At 65.6% G+C, this 18,136-nt stretch carries 18 protein-coding genes; 4 read left to right on the forward strand and 14 right to left on the reverse strand.

Features of this window, described 5'->3' with window-relative positions:
• Positions 1-53: 53 nt before the first annotated feature.
• From rpoN to ABU113_RS04525, 7 genes are all read right to left on the reverse strand, one after another.
• Positions 54-1,652: an RNA polymerase factor sigma-54 gene (gene rpoN / locus ABU113_RS04495; protein WP_454558287.1), complete on the reverse strand. Its 1,599-nt coding sequence runs from the start codon at positions 1,650-1,652 to the stop codon at positions 54-56.
• Positions 1,653-1,672: 20 nt separating this feature from the next.
• Entirely contained in the window at positions 1,673-2,476 is an 804-nt protein-coding gene (gene lptB, locus ABU113_RS04500) for an LPS export ABC transporter ATP-binding protein (protein WP_454558288.1), read from the reverse strand.
• Positions 2,477-2,633: 157 nt separating this feature from the next.
• Entirely contained in the window at positions 2,634-3,146 is a 513-nt protein-coding gene (locus ABU113_RS04505; RefSeq protein ID WP_454558289.1) for an LptA/OstA family protein, read from the reverse strand.
• A 51-nt stretch (positions 3,147-3,197) separates the two neighbouring features.
• Positions 3,198-3,839 (reverse strand): LPS export ABC transporter periplasmic protein LptC, encoded by a 642-nt coding sequence (gene lptC / locus ABU113_RS04510; RefSeq protein WP_454558290.1) that lies wholly within the window; start codon positions 3,837-3,839, stop codon positions 3,198-3,200.
• A complete protein-coding gene (locus ABU113_RS04515; protein ID WP_454558291.1) occupies positions 3,836-4,450 on the reverse strand; it encodes a ribonuclease D in 615 nt (204 codons plus the stop codon). Before ABU113_RS04515 ends, lptC begins: the two co-directional genes overlap by 4 nt.
• 63 nt (positions 4,451-4,513) lie before the next feature.
• Positions 4,514-4,900 (reverse strand): nuclear transport factor 2 family protein, encoded by a 387-nt coding sequence (locus ABU113_RS04520; protein ID WP_454558292.1) that lies wholly within the window; start codon positions 4,898-4,900, stop codon positions 4,514-4,516.
• A gap of 8 nt (positions 4,901-4,908) precedes the next feature.
• Positions 4,909-6,084, reverse strand: a complete 1,176-nt coding sequence (locus ABU113_RS04525) for an aromatic ring-hydroxylating oxygenase subunit alpha (RefSeq protein ID WP_454558293.1) — start codon at positions 6,082-6,084, stop codon at positions 4,909-4,911.
• Positions 6,085-6,176: 92 nt separating this feature from the next.
• On the opposite strand from ABU113_RS04525, the gene ABU113_RS04530 reads away from it, so the two are divergent.
• Entirely contained in the window at positions 6,177-6,761 is a 585-nt protein-coding gene (locus tag ABU113_RS04530) for a lambda-exonuclease family protein (protein WP_454558294.1), read from the forward strand.
• 11 nt (positions 6,762-6,772) lie between these two features.
• Here the strand turns inward: ABU113_RS04530 and ABU113_RS04535 are convergent, their stop codons facing one another.
• From ABU113_RS04535 to ABU113_RS04560, 6 genes are all read right to left on the reverse strand, one after another.
• A complete protein-coding gene (locus tag ABU113_RS04535; RefSeq protein WP_454558295.1) occupies positions 6,773-7,033 on the reverse strand; it encodes an Lrp/AsnC ligand binding domain-containing protein in 261 nt (86 codons plus the stop codon).
• Positions 7,034-7,144: 111 nt separating this feature from the next.
• A complete protein-coding gene (locus tag ABU113_RS04540) occupies positions 7,145-8,866 on the reverse strand; it encodes a thiamine pyrophosphate-binding protein (protein WP_454558296.1) in 1,722 nt (573 codons plus the stop codon).
• A gap of 28 nt (positions 8,867-8,894) precedes the next feature.
• Complete coding sequence (locus ABU113_RS04545; protein ID WP_454558297.1) at positions 8,895-9,440, reverse strand: VOC family protein; 546 nt, start codon at positions 9,438-9,440, stop codon at positions 8,895-8,897.
• A gap of 33 nt (positions 9,441-9,473) precedes the next feature.
• Complete coding sequence (locus tag ABU113_RS04550) at positions 9,474-10,262, reverse strand: glucose 1-dehydrogenase (protein ID WP_454558298.1); 789 nt, start codon at positions 10,260-10,262, stop codon at positions 9,474-9,476.
• Positions 10,263-10,272: 10 nt separating this feature from the next.
• Positions 10,273-11,058, reverse strand: coding sequence for an SDR family NAD(P)-dependent oxidoreductase (locus tag ABU113_RS04555; protein ID WP_454558299.1), 786 nt, complete (start codon positions 11,056-11,058; stop codon positions 10,273-10,275).
• Positions 11,059-11,242: 184 nt separating this feature from the next.
• A complete protein-coding gene (locus tag ABU113_RS04560) occupies positions 11,243-13,477 on the reverse strand; it encodes a TonB-dependent receptor (protein WP_454558300.1) in 2,235 nt (744 codons plus the stop codon).
• A 184-nt stretch (positions 13,478-13,661) separates the two neighbouring features.
• On the opposite strand from ABU113_RS04560, the gene ABU113_RS04565 reads away from it, so the two are divergent.
• Both ABU113_RS04565 and ABU113_RS04570 read left to right on the forward strand, forming a co-directional pair.
• Entirely contained in the window at positions 13,662-14,147 is a 486-nt protein-coding gene (locus ABU113_RS04565; RefSeq protein ID WP_454558301.1) for a 2,4'-dihydroxyacetophenone dioxygenase family protein, read from the forward strand.
• Positions 14,148-14,281: 134 nt separating this feature from the next.
• On the forward strand, positions 14,282-15,367 hold the full coding sequence (locus ABU113_RS04570; RefSeq protein WP_454558302.1) for a helix-turn-helix transcriptional regulator: 1,086 nt from the start codon (positions 14,282-14,284) through the stop codon (positions 15,365-15,367).
• Positions 15,368-15,369: 2 nt separating this feature from the next.
• Here ABU113_RS04570 and ABU113_RS04575 read toward each other — a convergent pair whose 3' ends face one another.
• Positions 15,370-16,551 (reverse strand): NAD(P)/FAD-dependent oxidoreductase, encoded by a 1,182-nt coding sequence (locus ABU113_RS04575; RefSeq protein WP_454558303.1) that lies wholly within the window; start codon positions 16,549-16,551, stop codon positions 15,370-15,372.
• Between the two features lie 364 nt (positions 16,552-16,915).
• Here ABU113_RS04575 and ABU113_RS04580 point away from each other — a divergent pair, with 364 nt between their 5' ends.
• Positions 16,916-18,106 carry a Rieske 2Fe-2S domain-containing protein gene (locus ABU113_RS04580; RefSeq protein ID WP_454558304.1) on the forward strand — a complete coding sequence of 397 codons (1,191 nt, stop codon included), beginning with the start codon at positions 16,916-16,918 and terminating at the stop codon, positions 18,104-18,106.
• The last annotated feature ends 30 nt before the right edge of the window (positions 18,107-18,136 follow it).

Consider the following 18,136-nt stretch of genomic DNA (forward strand, 5'->3'; position numbering starts at 1 on the left):
GTCGGCAAGAGTGTCTGCCATGCAATTCGATCATTTGGATCGACCACCGGTTTTCAGCGCGCGGCCAGCCGCTGGCCGGCTTCCAGCATCTTCAGGCGGCGGCGTTGCACGCTGGAGGGAATCTTCATGGACTCGCGATATTTTGCCACTGTTCGGCGGGCGATGTCGAATTTTTCCGCGACCAGAATCTCGACCAGCTTGTCATCCGACAGCACGTCGCTGGGCTGTTCGGCGTCGATCAGCTCCTTGATCCGCTGCTTCACGGATTCCGCCGAGTGGGCATCGCCGCCGTCGGCTGACTGGATGGCGGAGGTGAAGAAGTATTTCAGCTCGAATACGCCGCGCTGGCAGGACAGGAACTTGTTGGCGGTCACACGGGAGACAGTCGATTCATGCATCCCGATGACGTCCGCGATGTTCTTGAGGTTGAGCGGCTTCAGGTGGCGCACGCCCTGCTCGAAGAAATCCTCCTGCTGACGTACCAGTTCGGCGGCGACCTTGAGGATGGTGCGCGCCCGCTGGTCCAGCGCCTTGACCAGCCAGTTGGCCGACTGCAGGCATTCCGACAGGAACACCCGTTCGGCGCGATTGCTGGTGCGGCTGGTCAGCTCAGTATAGTAGCTGCGGCTGACCAGCACGCGCGGCAATGTCGCGGTGTTGAGCTCCACGCCCCATGAGCCTACGGGCGTCTTGCGCACGAAGATATCAGGGACCACGGTCTGCACCCGCTCGCCCCCGAATTCCAGGCCCGGCTTGGGGTTGTAGTTGCGCAGCTCGCGGATCATATCCGCCATATCCTCGGCGTCGACGCCGCACAGCCGGCGCAAGGCGTTGAGATCGCCACGCGCCAGCAGTTCCAGGTTGTTGAGCAGCATCTCCATGGCCGGATCAAGCCGGTCAGCCTCCCGCGCCTGCAGCTTCAGGCACTCCGACAGCGAGCGGGCACCGACCCCGGTCGGCTCGAAGGTCTGGATTATCCGCAATGCGGCCTCGACCGCGGGGAGCGTGACGCCCAGGCGCAACGCGATGTCGTCGAGCGGCGCGGACAGATAGCCGGATTCGTCAATCAGGTCGATCAGGTGGGCGGCGATCAGCCGGTCGTCGGGGGTGGTGAAGGCCAGGCGCGCCTGATCGTGCAGGTGGTCGTGCAGCGATTTGTCCTCGACCAGCAGGGCATCCAGGCCCGGCATGTCGTCTTCGCCACCACCGCCGCCCGTGACCGCGCCCTGGCCGTTGAGGCTGAGCATGGCATCGCCGCTGTCGAAGGCGCTGGCCTCCTGGCGATCCGGGGCGGCATCGTGATGATAGACGTCCTCGCCCAGATCGACGTCCAGCGGCGACTCGCTGTCGCCACCAGGATTGTCACGCAGCATGGCGTCGGCGGCGGAGATTTCGGTGGGCTCGCCGAAATCGTCGCTGTCGCCACCTTGAACATCCCCGAAGCCCTCGCTGTCCGGTTCCGGGCGGTTCTCCGTGGCCAGATCCCCGTCCGCGTCGCCGCTTTCAAGCAGCGGGTTCTTTTCGATTTCCGTGGCGATGAAGCTTTCAAGCTCCAGATTGGTCAGCGTCAGCAGCTTGATCGCCTGCTGCAGCTGGGGTGTCATCACCAGCTGCTGGCTTTGCCGAAGGTCGAGGCGGGGTCCAAGTGCCATGACGATGGGCTCGCAGCTCCCTAAAGCGAGAAATTCTCGCCCAGATAGACGCGCCGGACCTGGGGATCCGCGACCAGTGCTTCAGGCACACCCTCGAAAAGTACCTTGCCATCATAGATGATGCAGGCGCGATCGACGATGTCGAGCGTCTCTCGGACGTTGTGATCGGTGATGAGAACGCCGATATCGCGGTCCTTCAGGTGAGCGACCAGCGACCTGATATCGGCAATGGATATCGGATCGATGCCGGCGAAAGGCTCGTCGAGCAACATGATGGACGGGGCCGCCGCCAGCGCACGGGCGATTTCCGTCCGTCGCCGCTCGCCGCCGGAAAGCGCCATGGCGGGGGCCTTGCGCAGGCGGGCGATGGAGAACTCCTCCAGCAGTTGCTCAAGGCGCGCCTGGCGCACCTCGGCATCCGGCTCGACGACCTCCAGAACGGCCAAGATATTCTCCTCCACATTCAGGCCGCGGAAGATCGAGGTTTCCTGCGGTAGATACCCCAATCCCAGCGACGCGCGCCGGTACATCGGCAGTCGAGTAATGTCCGCCCCGTCAAGGAGGATGCGGCCCTGATCCGGCAGCACCAGCCCCATGATCGAGTAGAAGCAGGTGGTCTTGCCGGCACCATTGGGACCCAGCAGGCCAACGACTTCACCGCGTCGGACTGACAGTGACACGTCCCGGAGAACGACCCGTTTGTCGTAGCTCTTGCCCATGGACACCACTTCAAGGCCGGCACGGCCCGCCGGGTTGCCGCCTGTCGATCCGTCAGACCCGCCATTCAGGCTGCTGCGGGCGAGATCATTGCTGGATTCAGACATGCGTCACCGTTGCTCGTCTCAAGAGTTAGCCTGATGAGGTTTAAGATTTGGTATCGCCAGAGAGCGACTGGCCCAGAATATGCATGGGGTCGTTTAAAGCAAAGGTCAATCGACGGAAAACCCCGTGATACGGCCGTGCCCGTCGGGCGCTGGCGTGTCAGGGCGTCTTGTCACGGGCGGGCACGGCGAACCGCCCGGTTACCCGGTCGCCGCGTTGGCCAGCGCCGGCCGGGGCGCCATCCAGGCGCGTGACACCATTCTCAAGGTTAACCTCAAGGCGCTGCCCTTTGAGCACCGACTCGCCCTTGGTCAGGATGACGTTCCCCACCAGCGTCAGCTGGCGATCCTCGACGTCGTAAATGCCGTAGTTGGCGCTCGCGCGCTCCGACGGAGAAGTCAGGCGCACGGCGCCGTCGGCGTCGATGCGCAGGATGGTCAGTTTGTCGCCGCCGCCTCGATCATAAAAAACGCGAACGCGGGCCGATTCCAGAGTGAGATTGGCTTGGACAACCTTCACGTCACCCTGGAAGATCGCTTGTGACTCACGGTCACGCACTTCGATGCGGTCGGCGTTGACGTCGATTGGCGCGTGCGTGTTGTGCTGCTTGAGCGCGGAGACGGACTGAGCCTGCACGGCGGAGCCCGCTCCCAGCATCAGGACTACCAACACTGCTGACGTTGCCAATCGCATCTGCCTAGGTCCTTTTCTGTACTGCGGTCGTCAGGGGCGCGGCGTGATGCGGGTGCTCGTACGCCCTTCGAAGACCACGGTATGGGTGGCGATATCGGCGCGGAAGCCGCTGGCGCTGAAATGACCCAGTGGCCCCGTACCGTCGACGCCGCCCTTGCCATAGGCGGTTCGCGAGGCGAGGTCCACTATGGCATCGCGTGTGGCGAACCTGTAGCCGGAGTCGGTCTCAAGCTTGAGATCCCCGATGACGGTCAGCTTCTCACTCTCCAGGTCATAGCTGCCCGTCGCGGCCCGGACGCGGGCATCGCCATCCACAAGGGAAATACGCGCCGATACATCCGTCAGTTCAACCACCGGGGTGGCGGAGGTCTTTTGCACCGCCCGCCGGGCGGAAATCTCGAATGGGCGTCCTTTGGAGTCCACTCCCCGGTAGCTAGGGTACTCCATGCGAAGTCGTTCCGGGCTGGTCTCGACCCGGTCCTTGGACAGTACGAACGACATTTCCTGGCTGTTGGCGGCCGGCCACACCAGGATGGTCGCGAACAGCAGGAAAGACAGCGCAGGCAGGGCAACCTTGGTGACCGCGACAAAACGGTCGTAGCCGCCGCCAATGGGAATCGCGGCCCGCCGATGGGTCTGCCAGCCGTCAACGGAGGGCGGTTGCGCGGTCACGCGTGGGCGAAGATGTCGATCTCCGGCCAGCCGGCGAGGTCTAGGTCGGCGCGGGCAGGCAGAAAATCGAAGCAGGCCTGGGCCAGGGCGGTACGATTCTCGCGTGCCAGGCGTTCATCGAGAATCGTCTTGAGGCGATGCAGGTACCGCACATCGCTGGCGGCATAGTCCTTCTGGGCCTCACTCAGCGTGTCGGCGCCCCAGTCGGACGACTGCTGCTGCTTGGAAATGTCGACGCCTAGCAGCTCCTTGGTCAGCTCCTTCAGGCCATGGCGATCGGTATAGGTGCGTACCAGCCGCGAGGCGATCTTGGTGCAGTAAACCGGCGCCACGGTGACGCCGAGATACTGTTTCAACACCGCAAGGTCGAAGCGGCCGAAATGAAAGATCTTGAGCTGCTCGGGATTGCTCAGCAGACGCTTGAGGTTCGGCGCGTCATACTGACCGGGCCGGAAACGCACCAGATGCTCGTCGCCATTGCCGTCCGACAGTTGCACCAGGCACAAGCGGTCGCGGCTCGGGATGAGCCCCAAGGTCTCGGTGTCGATCGCGACCGAGCCTTGCGTCAACACGTCCGCCGGCAGATCGCCTTCATGCAGAAAGATCGTCATGGGCCGAGGCTTAGCCGGTTCGGCCGCGCCCGCCAATGGGGAAACCGCGGCCGACCGACCGGATCAGGCGATTTCAGCCAGTTCCTTGGTGTCGAAGTAGAGCGGGATGATCGCTTCCACCTTGTCGTCGCGGAAGCGGAAGACCTCGCCCAGCAGCATCGAGAAGTCCTTGCCGGTGCGCTTGGCGGTGCCGGAGAGCGTCAGCAGGCCGATGGCGTGGGTGTCGCCGATGGTGATGTCGTGCAGGTTGATCGACAGCTCACTCCAGTAGCCGAAAACTTTTTCATAGACCTCCCGCAAGGCGCCCCGGCCCTTGTAGGTGCCGCCGTAGGGCAGGCCGTCGGCCTCGATCAGGGTGAAGTCCTCGGTCAGCAGAGCCTCGACGGTTGCCCAGTCGCCGGCGGCGCAGCGATCATAAAGGGTTTCAACGACGGTTTTCTTGTCGGCCATGGTGTCTCTCACAGTTCGGGGGTCGGCAGGGACGGGTCGTTCTGCAGATAGTAGTCGACCCACTTGTGGAAATACTGGTTGCCGCGTTCGTTGCGGCCGAAGGTGACGTGCTTGATGGCGCCGGAATCCAAGCCGCGCTGGACGGAGAGGCCGAGCAGATAGTCCTCGTCGTTCACCACGTCGCGCAGGAACTGGATCATGTTCATCTTCTCGTCGCGCTCGGCATCGTCGGCGGGCGCCTTGCGGCTGATGAAGTTGAGGATGGTCCGGTTGCGGTCCGGCGTCGGCCCGGGCAGCAACTGGGCGATCTGGCACAACTCGGGTGCCACGAAGATCGACACATTGGGGAACAGGGTGCGGACAAAGTCGTAGCCGTTGTTCTCGCGCGTTCCCCATTGCGCCTGCGGAATATCGCGCAGTTTGGCGATGTCGACCTGGGGGAAACCAATGCGCAGGTGGGGGCCGAAGGCCTCGAAGGTCATGATGTCGGAGAAGGTGCGGGTGGCGATGGTCTGGGGGTGCGCGGTGGCGAAATGATAGCCCTCCAGATAGCCATCGTAGGCGATCTTCCAGTTGCCACCGACCAGCTCCCGGCTGTCGAGGTAATGCCAGTCCTTGAAACCGCAGTGCTCAAGGTCGTCGAGCATGCCACCGAGGAAGCCGCGCAGGTCGATGGGCAGGCCGGGCGTCAGGATGACAAAGATCATGCCGGCGGCTTCGTCGCACGGCAGCTGGGTCAGGCCGTGATGGGCCTTGTCGACATCGCCGAACTTCGGCCGGTCGGCGACGCCGATCAGGTTGCCGTCATTGGCATAGGTCCAGCCGTGGTAGATGCAGGTGAAGCGATTGCAGTTGCCCTTGCCGTCGTTCACGACATGCGCGCCGCGGTGGGTGCAGACGTTCAGCATGGCGCGGGCCTTGCCGTCCTTGCCGCGGGTGATCAGCACCGGCTTGCCCATCACCTCCATCGCCTTGTAATCGCCCGGATTGGGCAGCTCGGCGCTCATCGCCAGCATCAGCGGCAGGCGGTTGAAGATGAGGTCCATCTCCTGCTGCCAGGTGGCAGGATCGGTATAGCGGGAGACCGGCACGGTCATCGTGGCCGGGGCCTGGTCGGTGGTGCCGCCTTCAACGTGGTCGAGCAGGGCAGCCGCCGTCCGCGTATAGTCTGCGATGATGTCCATTGTTGTCTCCCAAGGCGGTGGTCGTTATCTGTCACCGCCTCTGCTTGTCGCGCCGGCGGGGCGCGACCTCAACCGTCAATCCTGACAGGCCCATGTCGATGTCCGCTGATCGCCCCTACGACATTGTAACGCTGGAGCAGGGTTCGGCGGCCTGGCGCGCCTGGCGACACGGCGGCATCGGCGCCTCCGACGCGCCGGCGATCATGGGCGAGAACCCGTGGCGCAGCGCCCGGGCCGTGCTGCGCGAGAAGCGCCAGCCGCCGGTCGAGCGTTATATCAACGGCGCGATGGCGCGCGGCTCGCGGCTCGAACCTGTCGCCCGTCGTCGTTATGTCGAACGTACCGGCATCGACGTGGTGCCGGTATGCCTGCAACATCGGGGGACGAACTGGTTGCGCGCCAGTGCCGATGGTTTGTCGGCGGAGGGGGGGCGGCTGGTGGAGATCAAGTGCGGGGAATCGGTCTATCGCAAGACAGCCGAGGCCCGGCGGGTGCCGAGACTCTACGTCGGACAGGTGCAGCATCAACTGGCGGTGACCGGCCTGGAGGCCGCCGACTTCTTCTGCCATTGGCCGGGCCTGCCCGACCTGCTCGTCACGGTGGCGCGCGACGAGGACTATATCGCGCGGCTGCTGGAGGCGGAACAACGCCTGTGGGAGGCGGTCATCGCGCCCTGACCGCCCGCCCGTCAGAAGCCGCAGAAGCGGTCGTCGAAGATGGTGAAGGCGATCATCGTGTAGGTGTCGCGGATGCCGGTGATGCCCTGCACGCGTTCGTTGACGAACTGGCCGATGTTGACGTCATCGGGCACGACGAACTGGGCCAGGATATCGTACTGGCCGCTGACGGAGGCCACTTCGACTGCTTCGGCGATCGTCTGGAGTAGCGCCTGCCCAACCGCATAGGTGTGCCCCAGCTCGCATTTGATGAACACGTAGAACTTGGCCATGGCATCCTCGTCGCTTGCCCGGCAGCGCCGGCATGCTCCTTTGCCACAGCGAAAGCGTGACTCCAACTCTCCTGACGTTTCGCCGGGTGACGTTTCGTCTGGGCAAGGCGGTCAAGCCGGCGGGGCGGCGAAGCTCACGCCGCGCAGGATGACCCCGGTCCAGAAATCATCCATCGGGTGGGCGGTGAAATCGACCTGCACGTCGATCACCGTCGGCTGGCGCGCGGCCTGGGCGCGGGCGAAAGCCGCCGGCAGGTCCTCGATGGCGCCGATGCGTTCGCCCCGGCAGCCATAGCCTTCCGCGACCTTGGCGAAATCGACATCGGTGAGCTTGGTGCCGAAATTGCGGTTCTGGAACAGCTGCTCGCCCAGCGGCCGATACATGCCCCAGTGGGAATCGTTGGCGACGATGACGATGACGTTCAGGCCATAGCGCGCCGCGGTTTCCAGCTCCTGGCTGGTCATCGCCATGGCGCCGTCGCCGGCGATGCACACCACCGTGCGGTCAGGGTGCACCAGCTTGGCGGCATTGGCCATCGGCAGGCCGAAGCCCAGATGGCCCATGCCCGGCACGAACAGGTTGGCCCGCGGATCATCGGGATGAATGAAGGTATGGGTCCATTCCATGATCTGCCCGCCGTCGAAGCAGACGATGGCGTCCGGCGGCAGCAGGGCGGCGACCTGGCGGGCAAAGCTCGCCTCGTTGAGGATGTTGGTGCCCGGCGTCACGCGGGCATCGGCGATGTCCTCGACGCGCTGGCGATACCGCCGGCGCTCGGCCCGCAGGCTTTCTGGCCAGCGATCATCCATCGCCAGCGGCCTCCCTGCCAGCGCCGCCGCCAGCAGGTCCAGCGCCTCGCGGGCATCCGCCTGCAGCCCGAGCGCCAGCGGCACGTTGCGCCCGAGCGCCTCGTCGTCGATGTCGATCTGGACGATCTTCTGGCCGGCCGGCACCGGGTGGCTGGGCGGCTTGTTGACCGGCATCATGCTGGAGAACTTGCAGCCGAAGGCGACGATCAGGTCCGCTTCGTGGCAGGCCTTGGTGATCGAGGTGCCGCCCAGCACGCCGCCACTGCCGATATGCTCGGGCGCGTCATCCGGCACCGTGCCGCGCGCGTTGGGCGTTGCGGTCGCCGGGATGCCGGTTTGGCCCATCAGGGTGCGGAAGGCGGCCACCGCGTCGGAGCGCACGACGCCGCCACCGGCGATCAGCAGCGGCCTGCGGGCGCTGGCGATCATGTCGGCGAGCCGGGCGACGTCAGCGGCGTTGGGGGCTGGTCGCAGTCGGGCGATAGCCGGGATGCTGTCCACGTCATGCGAACAGGGGGCGGCGGCGACATCGCAGGGGATGTCCAGATGCACGGGCCCCGGCCGGCCCGAGCGGGCGATATGGATGGCGCGCTCGATGAGTTCGCCGGCGCGCTCGGGATAGCGGATCTGCGCGCTCCACTTGGTGATCGGTTTGTACAGCCCGATGTGGTCGGCGTTCTGCAACAGGTCGCGGGCCGGATCGACCGAATCCGCCTGGTTGTTGGGGGTGATGACCAGCAGCGGGACATTGTCGGCCCAGGCAGCGGCAACGCCCGGCACCATGTTGGTGGCGCCAGGGCCGACAGTGGCGAAACACACCGCCATGCCGTCGGTAAGCTTGGCCAGGGCATGCCCCATGTGACCGGCGGCTTCCTCGTGGCGGGTGGTGATGTAGGTGAACCATGGATCCTTGCCGGCGCCGTCCATCAGCAGGCCGATCTGCGCGGCGGGCAGACCGAAGACATGGCGGATGCCGTGCTTCTTGAGGATCTTGATGAGAACACTGCTGACAGTTTCTGACATGGCGGACTCCCGTTGCGCCGGATTGAATTCAGCCGACGATGCGGACAGGGTCGCTGCCGTCCCAGCCGACATTGGCGAGGCGCATCGGCGTGAACAGCGCCTCGACCTTGGGCGTCACCTCGATCAGTTCGATCATGCCCGGCAGATCGCGCCGGCTGTCGACGTAGGCGGCGCGACCGCCCACCGCGACCTCGGCTTCCAGCGCCAGGTCATAGCCGTCGGCGAGATAGCCCTTGAGCACGTCGTCATAGCTCTGCGGCGTGCAGGCCACGGCGAAGTGGTGGAAGCCCCAGCCGCGCTGGTCGCGCACCTCGGTGTAAACGCTGGGCACGTCGTTGTTCTGCTGGATCAGCTCGAACATCATGCCGCCGGAAAAGCCGAGCGCCAGCGTCAGGTCGACATCGGTCGGCTGGCCGCGATAGCGCACCCAGTCGAAGGCGAAATGCTCGATGACGAACCACGGGCCGACATTGAGCTGTTTGGCGTAGGCCGGCAGGGCGGCCTTGATGTCCGGCACGATGAAGGCCATCTGGATGACGCCGTTTTCCGGCTGGCCCCAGTTCCAATGCGGCATGAAGAGTCCTTTCCGTTTTCAGCTGCCCCGGTGTCAGCTGGCGAGGGTGAAGCCGCCGTCGATGGCAAGCGATTGCCCGGTCACGTAGCGGGCCTCGTCGGAGGCGAGGAACAGCACGGCGTTGGCGATGTCGACCGGCTCCTGGAACGCCCCCATCGGAATGTTCTGGGCAACGAATCCGGCGGCGAATTCTTCCTTCGAGACGCCTGTTTCGCTCGACAGTCGCTCGAACAGCGTCTCCAGCATCGGCGTGCGGACCTGGCCCGGGTGCACCGAATTGCAGCGGATCTTCTGTCCGCCGCGGGCACAGTGCAGCGCGATCGACTTGCTGAGATGCTCGACCGCCGCTTTCGAGGCGCCATAGGCGGTGATGAACGGCGTGGGCACCAGGGCGGCCACCGACGAGAAGTTGATGATCGCGCCGCCGCCGGATTGGGCGATGGGGTCGATGCCGTATTTGCAGCCAAGGAAGACGCCGGTGGCGTTGACCTCGAAAATGCGGTTCCAGTCGGCCAGCGGCGTGCCCTGCGGGTCCTTGGGGGCATCGGCGCGCCCTTCGGTGCCGGCGTTGTTGACCAGAATGTGCAGCGCGCCTTCCCGCGCCGCGATCGAGGCATAGAGGTCGAGCCACTGCTGCTCGCTGCTGACGTCGTGTCGCACGAAGCGCCCGCCGATACGCTGGGCCACCGCCTCGCCGGCGGGGTTGACGTCGCTGAGCACGACACGCGCGCCTTCTTCGGCCAGGCGTACGGCAATCGCCTCGCCCAGTCCCTGTGCCGCGCCGGTTACCAGCGCGATCTTGCCTTCAACGCGTCCTGTCATGACTCACCTTTCAAAAATGGGCGGAAGGAGGGCCGGCCAGCTGGGCGCCATCGACCAGCAGACCGGAGCCGCTGATCATCGCAGCCTCGTCGGAGGCTGCAAACAGGCAGGCATTGGCGATGTCCTGCGGCGTCGCCACCCGCCCGATGGGGACCAGACGCGCCATGCCCGCCAGCAGGTCGGCCCGCTGCGCACCGGCGGCCTCGGCCACCGGATCGAGCATTTCGGTATCCACATAGGTCGGGTGGATCGAGACGCAGCGGATCGGGTAGCGCTGCTCGGCACAATGCATGGCGACCGACTTGGTGAGCACGGTGACGCCGCCCTTGCTGGCGCAATAGCCGGCGATGTCGGACGGGCCGACGATGCCGCCCATCGACGACATGTTGACAATGGCGCCGGCCCCGCCCGAGCGCACGATGCCCTTGATGCCGTGTTTGCAGCCCAGCATCACGCCGGTGAGGTTGACGGCGATCATCGCGTGCCAGTCTTCCAGCGTCGTGTCCTCGATGCTGCCGCCGCGGCCGATGCCGGCAATGTTGGCGACGATGTCGAGCTTGCCGAAGCGGTCGATGGCGGCCTGGACGGCGGCCTCCCAGGCCGGCTCCGACGTCACGTCGAGCAGGTGGGCCTCGGCCTGTGCGCCGATAGTCCCGGCGACGCGCTGTGCCGCCGCGAGGTTGATGTCGGCGACGAACACGCTTGCGCCTTCCCGGGCGAAGGTGAGGGCGGTGGCGCGGCCGATGCCGGAGCCGCCGCCGGTCACCAGCGCCACCTTGTTCGCCAGTCTTGCCATTGCCCTATTCTCCCCGGTTGCTGCTGTATCGGTCGGCTGAACGGTGGGTCAGGCCGGGGTGCGGGAGGGGGTGCTCCCGCGGCCGGGCCTGACGGCGTGATCGCCGGGGCAGGAACCACCCGCGATGGCTGCTGGCGCAGCGCACCGCGGGTGGCCATTCCTGATCCCGTTGGCGTCAGGCGCGTCAGAAGTTGACCTTGGCCTCCACACCGAACTGCCGGGGTTCGCCGTAGTTGTTCTCGACGAGCCCGAGCGGCGCGCCGGTGATGTCGAAGGCGTAGATCTTGCGGTTATCGTCCATCAGGTTCTTGACGAACACCGCCAGCTCGAAGCGCTCCCGCGGGTCGGTGTAGGCGATACGGGCGTTCACCAGCCAGTTGGAGGGCACCAGCGTCACCGGCGCGTTGCTGAGCTGCGAGTAGAACTCGTCGGTGTAGACGCCGTTGAGGGTGGCGCGAACGGTACCGATGCTCAACTCGAACGCCTTGGTCGCCATCAGGCTCAAGGTGACGTCGGGGGACTGGGTCGCCTGACGATCACGGAAGCCGGTGCCGATGGGCACGTCCTCCACCTTGGTGTGCAGCAGGCTCAGGCCGGCATAGAGGGTGAGGCCGGCACCGGGCTGAACGGTGAACTCCGCGTCGGCGCCGTAGATGGTGGCGTCGGTGTTATACAGCGTGAAGTTCAGGCCGCGCTGGTCGAACGCCTGGAAGTCCTTGTAGTCATAATAGAAGGCGCTGAGGTTGAAGCGGGCCTTGCGATCCCAGAAGTCGAGCTTGTTGCCCACCTCGAAGGCGGTCAGCTTCTCGCCCTTGAAGCGGACGCCGGCCACCGGCGCCAGACCGGCAAAGCCGGCGTTGTAGTTGAACGCCTTGTAGCCCCGGCTGATGCTGCCGTAGAGCAGCAGGCCGTCGACCGGCCGCCAGTCGAGTTCCAGCCGCCCCGACCAGCCGTTTTCCGCATGGCTGTCGTTGATGGTCCCGGCCTCGGCCATGGTGCCCGGCGCCGGCGCGAACAGCATGCCGCAGGCGTCCGGCAGGGTGACGCCGGTGCTGTCGGTATTGGTGCAGCTCTGGGTGTAGTGGTAATTCTTCTTGTCGCGGGTCCAGCGCAGGCCGGAGACCACCGTCACCGTCGGGCTCAGCTCATAATCGACCTGGCCGAACACGGACCACGATTTGGTGGACAGGCTGTAGTCGGCCAGCATGGCGGCGCCGAAGTACTGGACAGCGAAGCCCTGATTGTAGGTGCCATCAATATCGAGATAATAGACGCCGGTGGTCCAGTTCATCTTGTCGGTCGAACCGCTCAGCCGCAGTTCCTGCGAGAAATTGGTGCTGTCGGCGCGCTGGGTGAACACGGTGAACGGCACCGGCGACAGGTCGTTGTCTTCCCGGTAGTCGCTGTCGACTTCCGAGTAGGCGGTCAGCGAGGTCAGCACCACGCTGCCGAAATCGTACGACACATGCCCCGTGGTGCTCCACATCCGCTTGGCGACGCGGCCCGGCTCATCGAACGAGCCGGTGAAGGGATCGCCATCGGCATCCGTGTAACCGAACGAGGTCGGCTCGCCGGGCAGCGGCACACCCAGCCCGTCGGCGTTGGGCGTGCCGGCGGTCGCGTAGGCGCCGCCGGTGGTTGACGGCTTCAGCTTGTAATAGTCGGCGCTGATCAGGATATCGAGCTGCTCGTTGGGCGTGAACTGGATGTGCCCGCGCGCGGCCACGACATTTTCCTCGTTGAGGTCGGGACCGATGTCGTTCTTGTAATAGCCGTCGGACTTCGAGCGGTAGGCCGCGATACGCGCCTTCACCGTGTCGCTGAGCGGACCGCCGACAGCGCCCTCGAACGTCACGCTGTCCCGTTCGGCGACGGCGATCGAGGCGTAGCCGTCGAGTTCGTCAGTCGGCTTGTTGGTGACGACGTGCAGCAGGCCGCCGGTCGCGTTGCGGCCGAACAGCGTGCCCTGCGGGCCTTTCAGCACTTCGACGCGCTGGACATCGAACATCTTCTGCGAGGTGGCGGAAATCGCCGGCAGATAGACCTCGTCGATGTAGAAGGAGTTCGGTGCCTCCAGGTGGCCGGCGAAGTCGTTCTGCGACACGCCGCGGATGGAAATCAGGCCGACCACCGGCGAGCCGGTATCGGTGAACGAGAAGCCGGGGACGACGCTGGTGAGGTCGTTGGGATCGGTGATCGCCAGATCCTCCATCGCCTCGCTGCCCAGCGCGGTCACGGCGATGCCGATGTCCTGGATGGCCGCTTCGCGACGGGTGGCGGTGACCACCATCTCCTGCAGCACCTCGGTGCTGGTTTCCGCATTGTCGTCGGCCCACGCCGGCGCCGCCAGCGCGATGGCGGATACCATGGCAAAGCCGGACTTCATGGCAATCGTGGTGAAACGCCTGGACGCGTTCATATGCCCTCCCCAACTGGATGATCGTTGTTGTTGCCCGCACCCTAGCCGCTGCCCGGGGAGGGCCAATAGCGGGAAACCCCCATTGCCTCGTCGCATCGCCCGGCGTCTTTTTAGCGCGGCAAACAAGGGGGAGGTCCTGACGGATGACGACCTCCGCCGACGTCAACACATGGGGAGAAGCCGAATGTCCGCCATCGTCCAGCACACGTCCATGACCATCACCCAGCCGCACAAGCCGGCGTTCTTCGACACCAGCACCCTGCCGTGGAAGCCGTGGGTGATGGAGGGCACCCACTACAAGCTGCTCAGCATCAACCCGCGCACCGGCGGCTTCACCATGCTGCTCAAGGTCGATGCCGGCAACGAGGCGCCGGTGCATGGCCATCTCGGCACGGTGGAGGCCTATATCGTCGAGGGCGGCTTCGGCTATGGCGCCGATCGCGGCCGGGTGGGCGCCTATGTGCTGGAGGAAGGCGGCATCAACCACCAGCCCGACACCGACAATGACGGCGTGGTGATGTTCGCGGTCGCCCACGGCCCGCTGTGCGGCTTCAACGAGGATGGGTCAATCGCTGCGGTTGTCGATGGCAAGCTGATGTACCAACGTGCGCGCGAACATGGCGTCGCCGGCCACATCGCCAAGCCGGAGCAGTGGACCGATATCGCCTGACTTCTCGCCGATACGCGCCGGGCCCGCTCGTCCCTGCCTTGCTCCATCCCGGCAGCGTCGATTACACTGTTGTTACCGATCGACGTCGGTGCTGGCATCGCGAAAACAAAAAGGCGGTGCAGGGGAGGACAGGTATGGACGAGTTGCCCGCGCGCACGGCTGAAGAAACGCTCGACCTTTACGGGCGGATTCTCGGCTGTTCGGGATTTCGCGATCTCGGCCGGGACGTGCTGGCGCCACTGGCCCGCGAGGTCGGTGCCTCCAGCGCGGTTTTTTTGCAGTTCGTGCTGCGCCCGGGCGGGCCGGTGGTGGATCGCGGCATCACGTTCGCGCTCAATCCGCTGAGCCTTGCCAGCTATGTCGATCACTTCTACCGCTTCGACCCGGTGGCGCAGGCCTCGCGCATTCTCAACAGTTCGCCCAAGGCCGCCGACGTAGTAACGCTGACCGAGCTCACTGATCCGCGCGAATTCCACCGCAGCGACTATTACCATGAGTTTCTGCACCGCTACGGCATCAATGATGTGCTCGGCCTGTTCATTCCGGTGCGGGCGCTCAACGACCAGATTCTCTGTGTCGGCCTGCATCGCCAGCGCGACCTTGAGCCGTTCACGCCCGCGGAGAGCCGCCGCCTGCGCCAGCTGAAATCGGTGGTGACCGCCACCTTGTCGCGCCTGTGCCTGGCCGGCGCGATGGAGGAAGTCGACGGGGCGATGGATGCGCTGGCGCAGGCGCGCCAGCCGGTCGGCCTGGTGATTTTCAACGGCCGGTTCGATGTGCTGCACGCCAACGAGAAGGGGCTGGCGGACCTCGGCGTCGTCGACCGGCAGACCAGCCGCGCCTGGCTGGAGGCCATCCGCACCGCCGCCGCCCGGTTGCCGGCGGACCGCACCGGGCCCATGCCGCTGGACGTTGCCGGCAGCGGCTTGAGTGCCCATTTGCATCGCCAGACGCTGGCCGATGGCGCCGTGCGGGTGATTGTCACCACCGTCGCGGCCGGCATGCGCTCGCGCCTGGAGGAACAGTGCCGGCGCTTCGATCTCAGTACACGGGAAATCGAGGTCGCCCATCTGCTGGGCGCCGGGCTGTCCAACGATGCCATCGGTGTGCGGCTGCAGATCAGCACCCGCACCGTCGAGAATCACCTGCGCTCGATGTACGGCAAGGCGCGCGCCTCCAGCCGCACCCAGTTTCTCGCCCAGATGTTTGGCGTGGCGTAACGTCAGAGCGCTTGTGCGGCGGCCCAGGCGCTGGCCCACGCCCACTGGAAATTATAGCCGCCGAGCCAGCCGGTGACGTCCACCGCCTCGCCGATGGCGAAAAGCCCCGGCACCTGCCGGGCCTCCATGGTCTTGGACGACAGGTCCGCGGTGCTGAGGCCGCCGACCGTGACTTCCGCCTTGGCGAAGCCTTCCGTGCCGCTGGGGGTGAACGGCCAGTCGGCCAGACGCTGGGCGATCTCGCTCAGCGCCTTGTCGGTGAGGCCGCCCAGCTCCGACGGGCCGGCCGGCAGATCGAGTCGGTCGGCCAGCGCCTCGGCGAGCCGCTGCGGCAGCGGGGCCGCCAGTGTGGCGCGCAATGCGGCGCGCGGCCGGGCCCGCTTGGCGGCAACGAGCCAGTCGGTGTCGTGCCCGGGCAGGAAATTGACGCCGAGGCGGTCGCCGGGTTTCCAGTAGGATGAAATCTGCAGGATCGCCGGCCCCGACAGTCCCTTGTGGGTGAACAGCGCCGCCTCGCGGAAGCGGGTGCGCCCCAGGCTGACGATCACCTCGGTGGCGACGCCTGACAGCGCGCGGAACAGGGTGTCGTCGGCGCCCAGGGTCAGAGGCACCAGACCCGGTCGTGGGGTGACCACGCCCAGTCCGAACCGGCGGCCGATGTCGTAGGCGACGCCCGTTGCACCCATCTTGGGGATCGAAGGCCCGCCCGTCGCGATCACCAGCGCACGCGCGGCGAAGGTCGTGGTGTCGGTGCGGACGTGGAAGCGGTTGTCGCGGTGGTCGACGGCGCGGATCGCGCTGTCGACCCGCAGATCCACCTGTCCGCGGCCGCATTCGTCGGCGAGCATGGCGACGATCTGCCGGGCGGAGCCGTCGCAGAACAGCTGCCCCAGCGTCTTCTCGTGCCAGGCGATGCAGTGGCGGTCGACCAGCGCGATGAAATCGGCCGGCGTGAACCGGCCCAGCGCCGACTTGGCGAAGTGCGGGTTGTCCGACAGGTAGCGCTCGGCGCTGGCGTGCAGATTGGTGAAATTGCAGCGGCCACCGCCGGAAATGAGGATTTTCCGGCCCGGCTGGTCGGCGTGGTCGAGCAGCAGCACGCGCCGCCCGCGCTGGCCCGCCGTGGCCGCGCAGAACAGGCCCGCGGCGCCGGCCCCCAGAATGATCGCATCGAATTCGGTCATGCAGGGCTCTTGGCGGGGACGGCCGGGGAAGGCAAGGCCGCCGGCGCGGGCATGATTCGGCCCTCGGTATCTTCCGGCGATCGCGATGGCGCTGCCACGCCGCCGTCGCCGTCCTGTATATACACCCAATGCGTGTATTTAGTGGAGCGCGCGAAGACCATAACCTCCTACAAAATCTACTATAAAGCGCAATTGTGGGGGTCGTGGTGTCTGATATGCCCATATTGCGCAAAATTTATCGTTGCATTCTTCGTATTACCATGAGTAGTAATGATCCCAACAAAGCTCGCTAAGAGTGTGAATTGACCCGTTCGTGTCGCCGGCGTGAAGCGTGCCGGTGCACCGTCAGGCCAGGGAGGGATGCATGAACATCATGGTGGGCAAGCCGGCGGCGGCGGAACAGCAGGTGCCGGCCCGGGGCCGCAAGCGGCTGCGGGATCTGTTGTTGCAGCACCCCGACGTCGACCCCTATCCAGAGGGCTGGTTCGTCCTTGAATTCGCCGACAAGGTGCGCACCGACCGGCTGATTTCGAAGAAGTTCTTCGGTCAGGACGTGGTGATCTACCGTCACCCGGACTCCGGCCAGGTGATCTGCACCCAGGCGCACTGTCCGCATCTGGGCGCCCACTTCGACAGCTACAAGAACGGCGGCTGCCTGGAAGGCGGCATCATGGTCTGCCCCTACCACCATCTGCGCTTCGACCCGCAACGCCAGATCGAGAATGGCCGCCCGGGGCCGCTGCGGATCTACCCGACCATCGAATATCACGGCTTCGTGCTGGCGCTGCGGCAGCGGGACTGGACGGCGCCGCCGCTGCCGGTGCCCAATCTCGGCTTCTCCGAGGTCGACGAGGATGATTTCCTCTACGATACCCAGTCGGTCGGCGTGTTCAACGGCGACATGCTGGTGCCGCTGATGGCCAACGCCGACTACATGCACTTCCAGACCGTGCACGGCACGCCGGAGCCGGTGTGCGATCACGCCTTCTCCGTCTCGCCCGATGGCCGGGAGTGCTATTTCAGTTTCGAGCTGCTGGCCCGCAACGTGCACAAGGTGGACGAGGCCTATCCACGCGCCGGTCGCCTGCGCGGACTGCGGCGGATGTTCGCCCGCCCGCCGGGGAGCAAGAAGGCGCTGCCGGAGGTGCTGACGCGGGTGACGGCGGCGGGCATCGGTCCCGGGCTTGCCAAGAGCCGCTGGTGGGAGCCGCAGTTCGGCATCGACCTGCTGTCCTGGCTGTATGTGACGCCGATCGACCCCTTCACCTATGAGCTGTTCATGTGCCATGGCGCGCGCACCATCAAGGCGTTCAAGACCCGCCCGGTGCAGAAGGCGCTCAATGCCGTGGGGCTGCAGGCGCACATGTTCGCCAACCACCTTTACGTCGGTCAGGAGGACCCGCCCTTCTACACCGCCGACAAGCTGCGGCTGTACCAGCCGGCCTACCGGGCGAAGGACCAGATCATCGACAAATATATCGGCTGGTGGAAGTCGACGTTCTTCACGCCCGAGTTCCAGCGGATGATCGAGGGCTACGACCTGGACTTCAGCTAGCCGACCGCGCCGGCCGCACGCGGCCAGCCG

Origin of the sequence: Parapedomonas caeni (assembly GCF_041060555.1) — a bacterium.
Lineage (GTDB): Bacteria > Pseudomonadota > Alphaproteobacteria > Sphingomonadales > Sphingomonadaceae > CAUJIW01.

What these genes read in the sequence shown, in the direction of transcription:
- ABU113_RS04530 (WP_454558294.1), top strand. Translation starts at nt 6,177, where the DNA reads ATGTCGATGTCCGCTGATCGCCCCTACGACATTGTAACGCTGGAGCAG.
- ABU113_RS04540 (WP_454558296.1), bottom strand. Translation starts at nt 8,866, where the DNA reads ATGTCAGAAACTGTCAGCAGTGTTCTCATCAAGATCCTCAAGAAGCAC.
- ABU113_RS04555 (WP_454558299.1), bottom strand. Translation starts at nt 11,058, where the DNA reads ATGGCAAGACTGGCGAACAAGGTGGCGCTGGTGACCGGCGGCGGCTCC.
- ABU113_RS04545 (WP_454558297.1), bottom strand. Translation starts at nt 9,440, where the DNA reads ATGCCGCATTGGAACTGGGGCCAGCCGGAAAACGGCGTCATCCAGATG.
- ABU113_RS04570 (WP_454558302.1), top strand. Translation starts at nt 14,282, where the DNA reads ATGGACGAGTTGCCCGCGCGCACGGCTGAAGAAACGCTCGACCTTTAC.
- ABU113_RS04575 (WP_454558303.1), bottom strand. Translation starts at nt 16,551, where the DNA reads ATGACCGAATTCGATGCGATCATTCTGGGGGCCGGCGCCGCGGGCCTG.
- ABU113_RS04535 (WP_454558295.1), bottom strand. Translation starts at nt 7,033, where the DNA reads ATGGCCAAGTTCTACGTGTTCATCAAATGCGAGCTGGGGCACACCTAT.
- ABU113_RS04565 (WP_454558301.1), top strand. Translation starts at nt 13,662, where the DNA reads ATGTCCGCCATCGTCCAGCACACGTCCATGACCATCACCCAGCCGCAC.
- ABU113_RS04550 (WP_454558298.1), bottom strand. Translation starts at nt 10,262, where the DNA reads ATGACAGGACGCGTTGAAGGCAAGATCGCGCTGGTAACCGGCGCGGCA.
- lptB (WP_454558288.1), bottom strand. Translation starts at nt 2,476, where the DNA reads ATGTCTGAATCCAGCAATGATCTCGCCCGCAGCAGCCTGAATGGCGGG.
- ABU113_RS04525 (WP_454558293.1), bottom strand. Translation starts at nt 6,084, where the DNA reads ATGGACATCATCGCAGACTATACGCGGACGGCGGCTGCCCTGCTCGAC.
- ABU113_RS04560 (WP_454558300.1), bottom strand. Translation starts at nt 13,477, where the DNA reads ATGAACGCGTCCAGGCGTTTCACCACGATTGCCATGAAGTCCGGCTTT.
- ABU113_RS04515 (WP_454558291.1), bottom strand. Translation starts at nt 4,450, where the DNA reads ATGACGATCTTTCTGCATGAAGGCGATCTGCCGGCGGACGTGTTGACG.
- ABU113_RS04520 (WP_454558292.1), bottom strand. Translation starts at nt 4,900, where the DNA reads ATGGCCGACAAGAAAACCGTCGTTGAAACCCTTTATGATCGCTGCGCC.
- rpoN (WP_454558287.1), bottom strand. Translation starts at nt 1,652, where the DNA reads ATGGCACTTGGACCCCGCCTCGACCTTCGGCAAAGCCAGCAGCTGGTG.
- ABU113_RS04580 (WP_454558304.1), top strand. Translation starts at nt 16,916, where the DNA reads ATGAACATCATGGTGGGCAAGCCGGCGGCGGCGGAACAGCAGGTGCCG.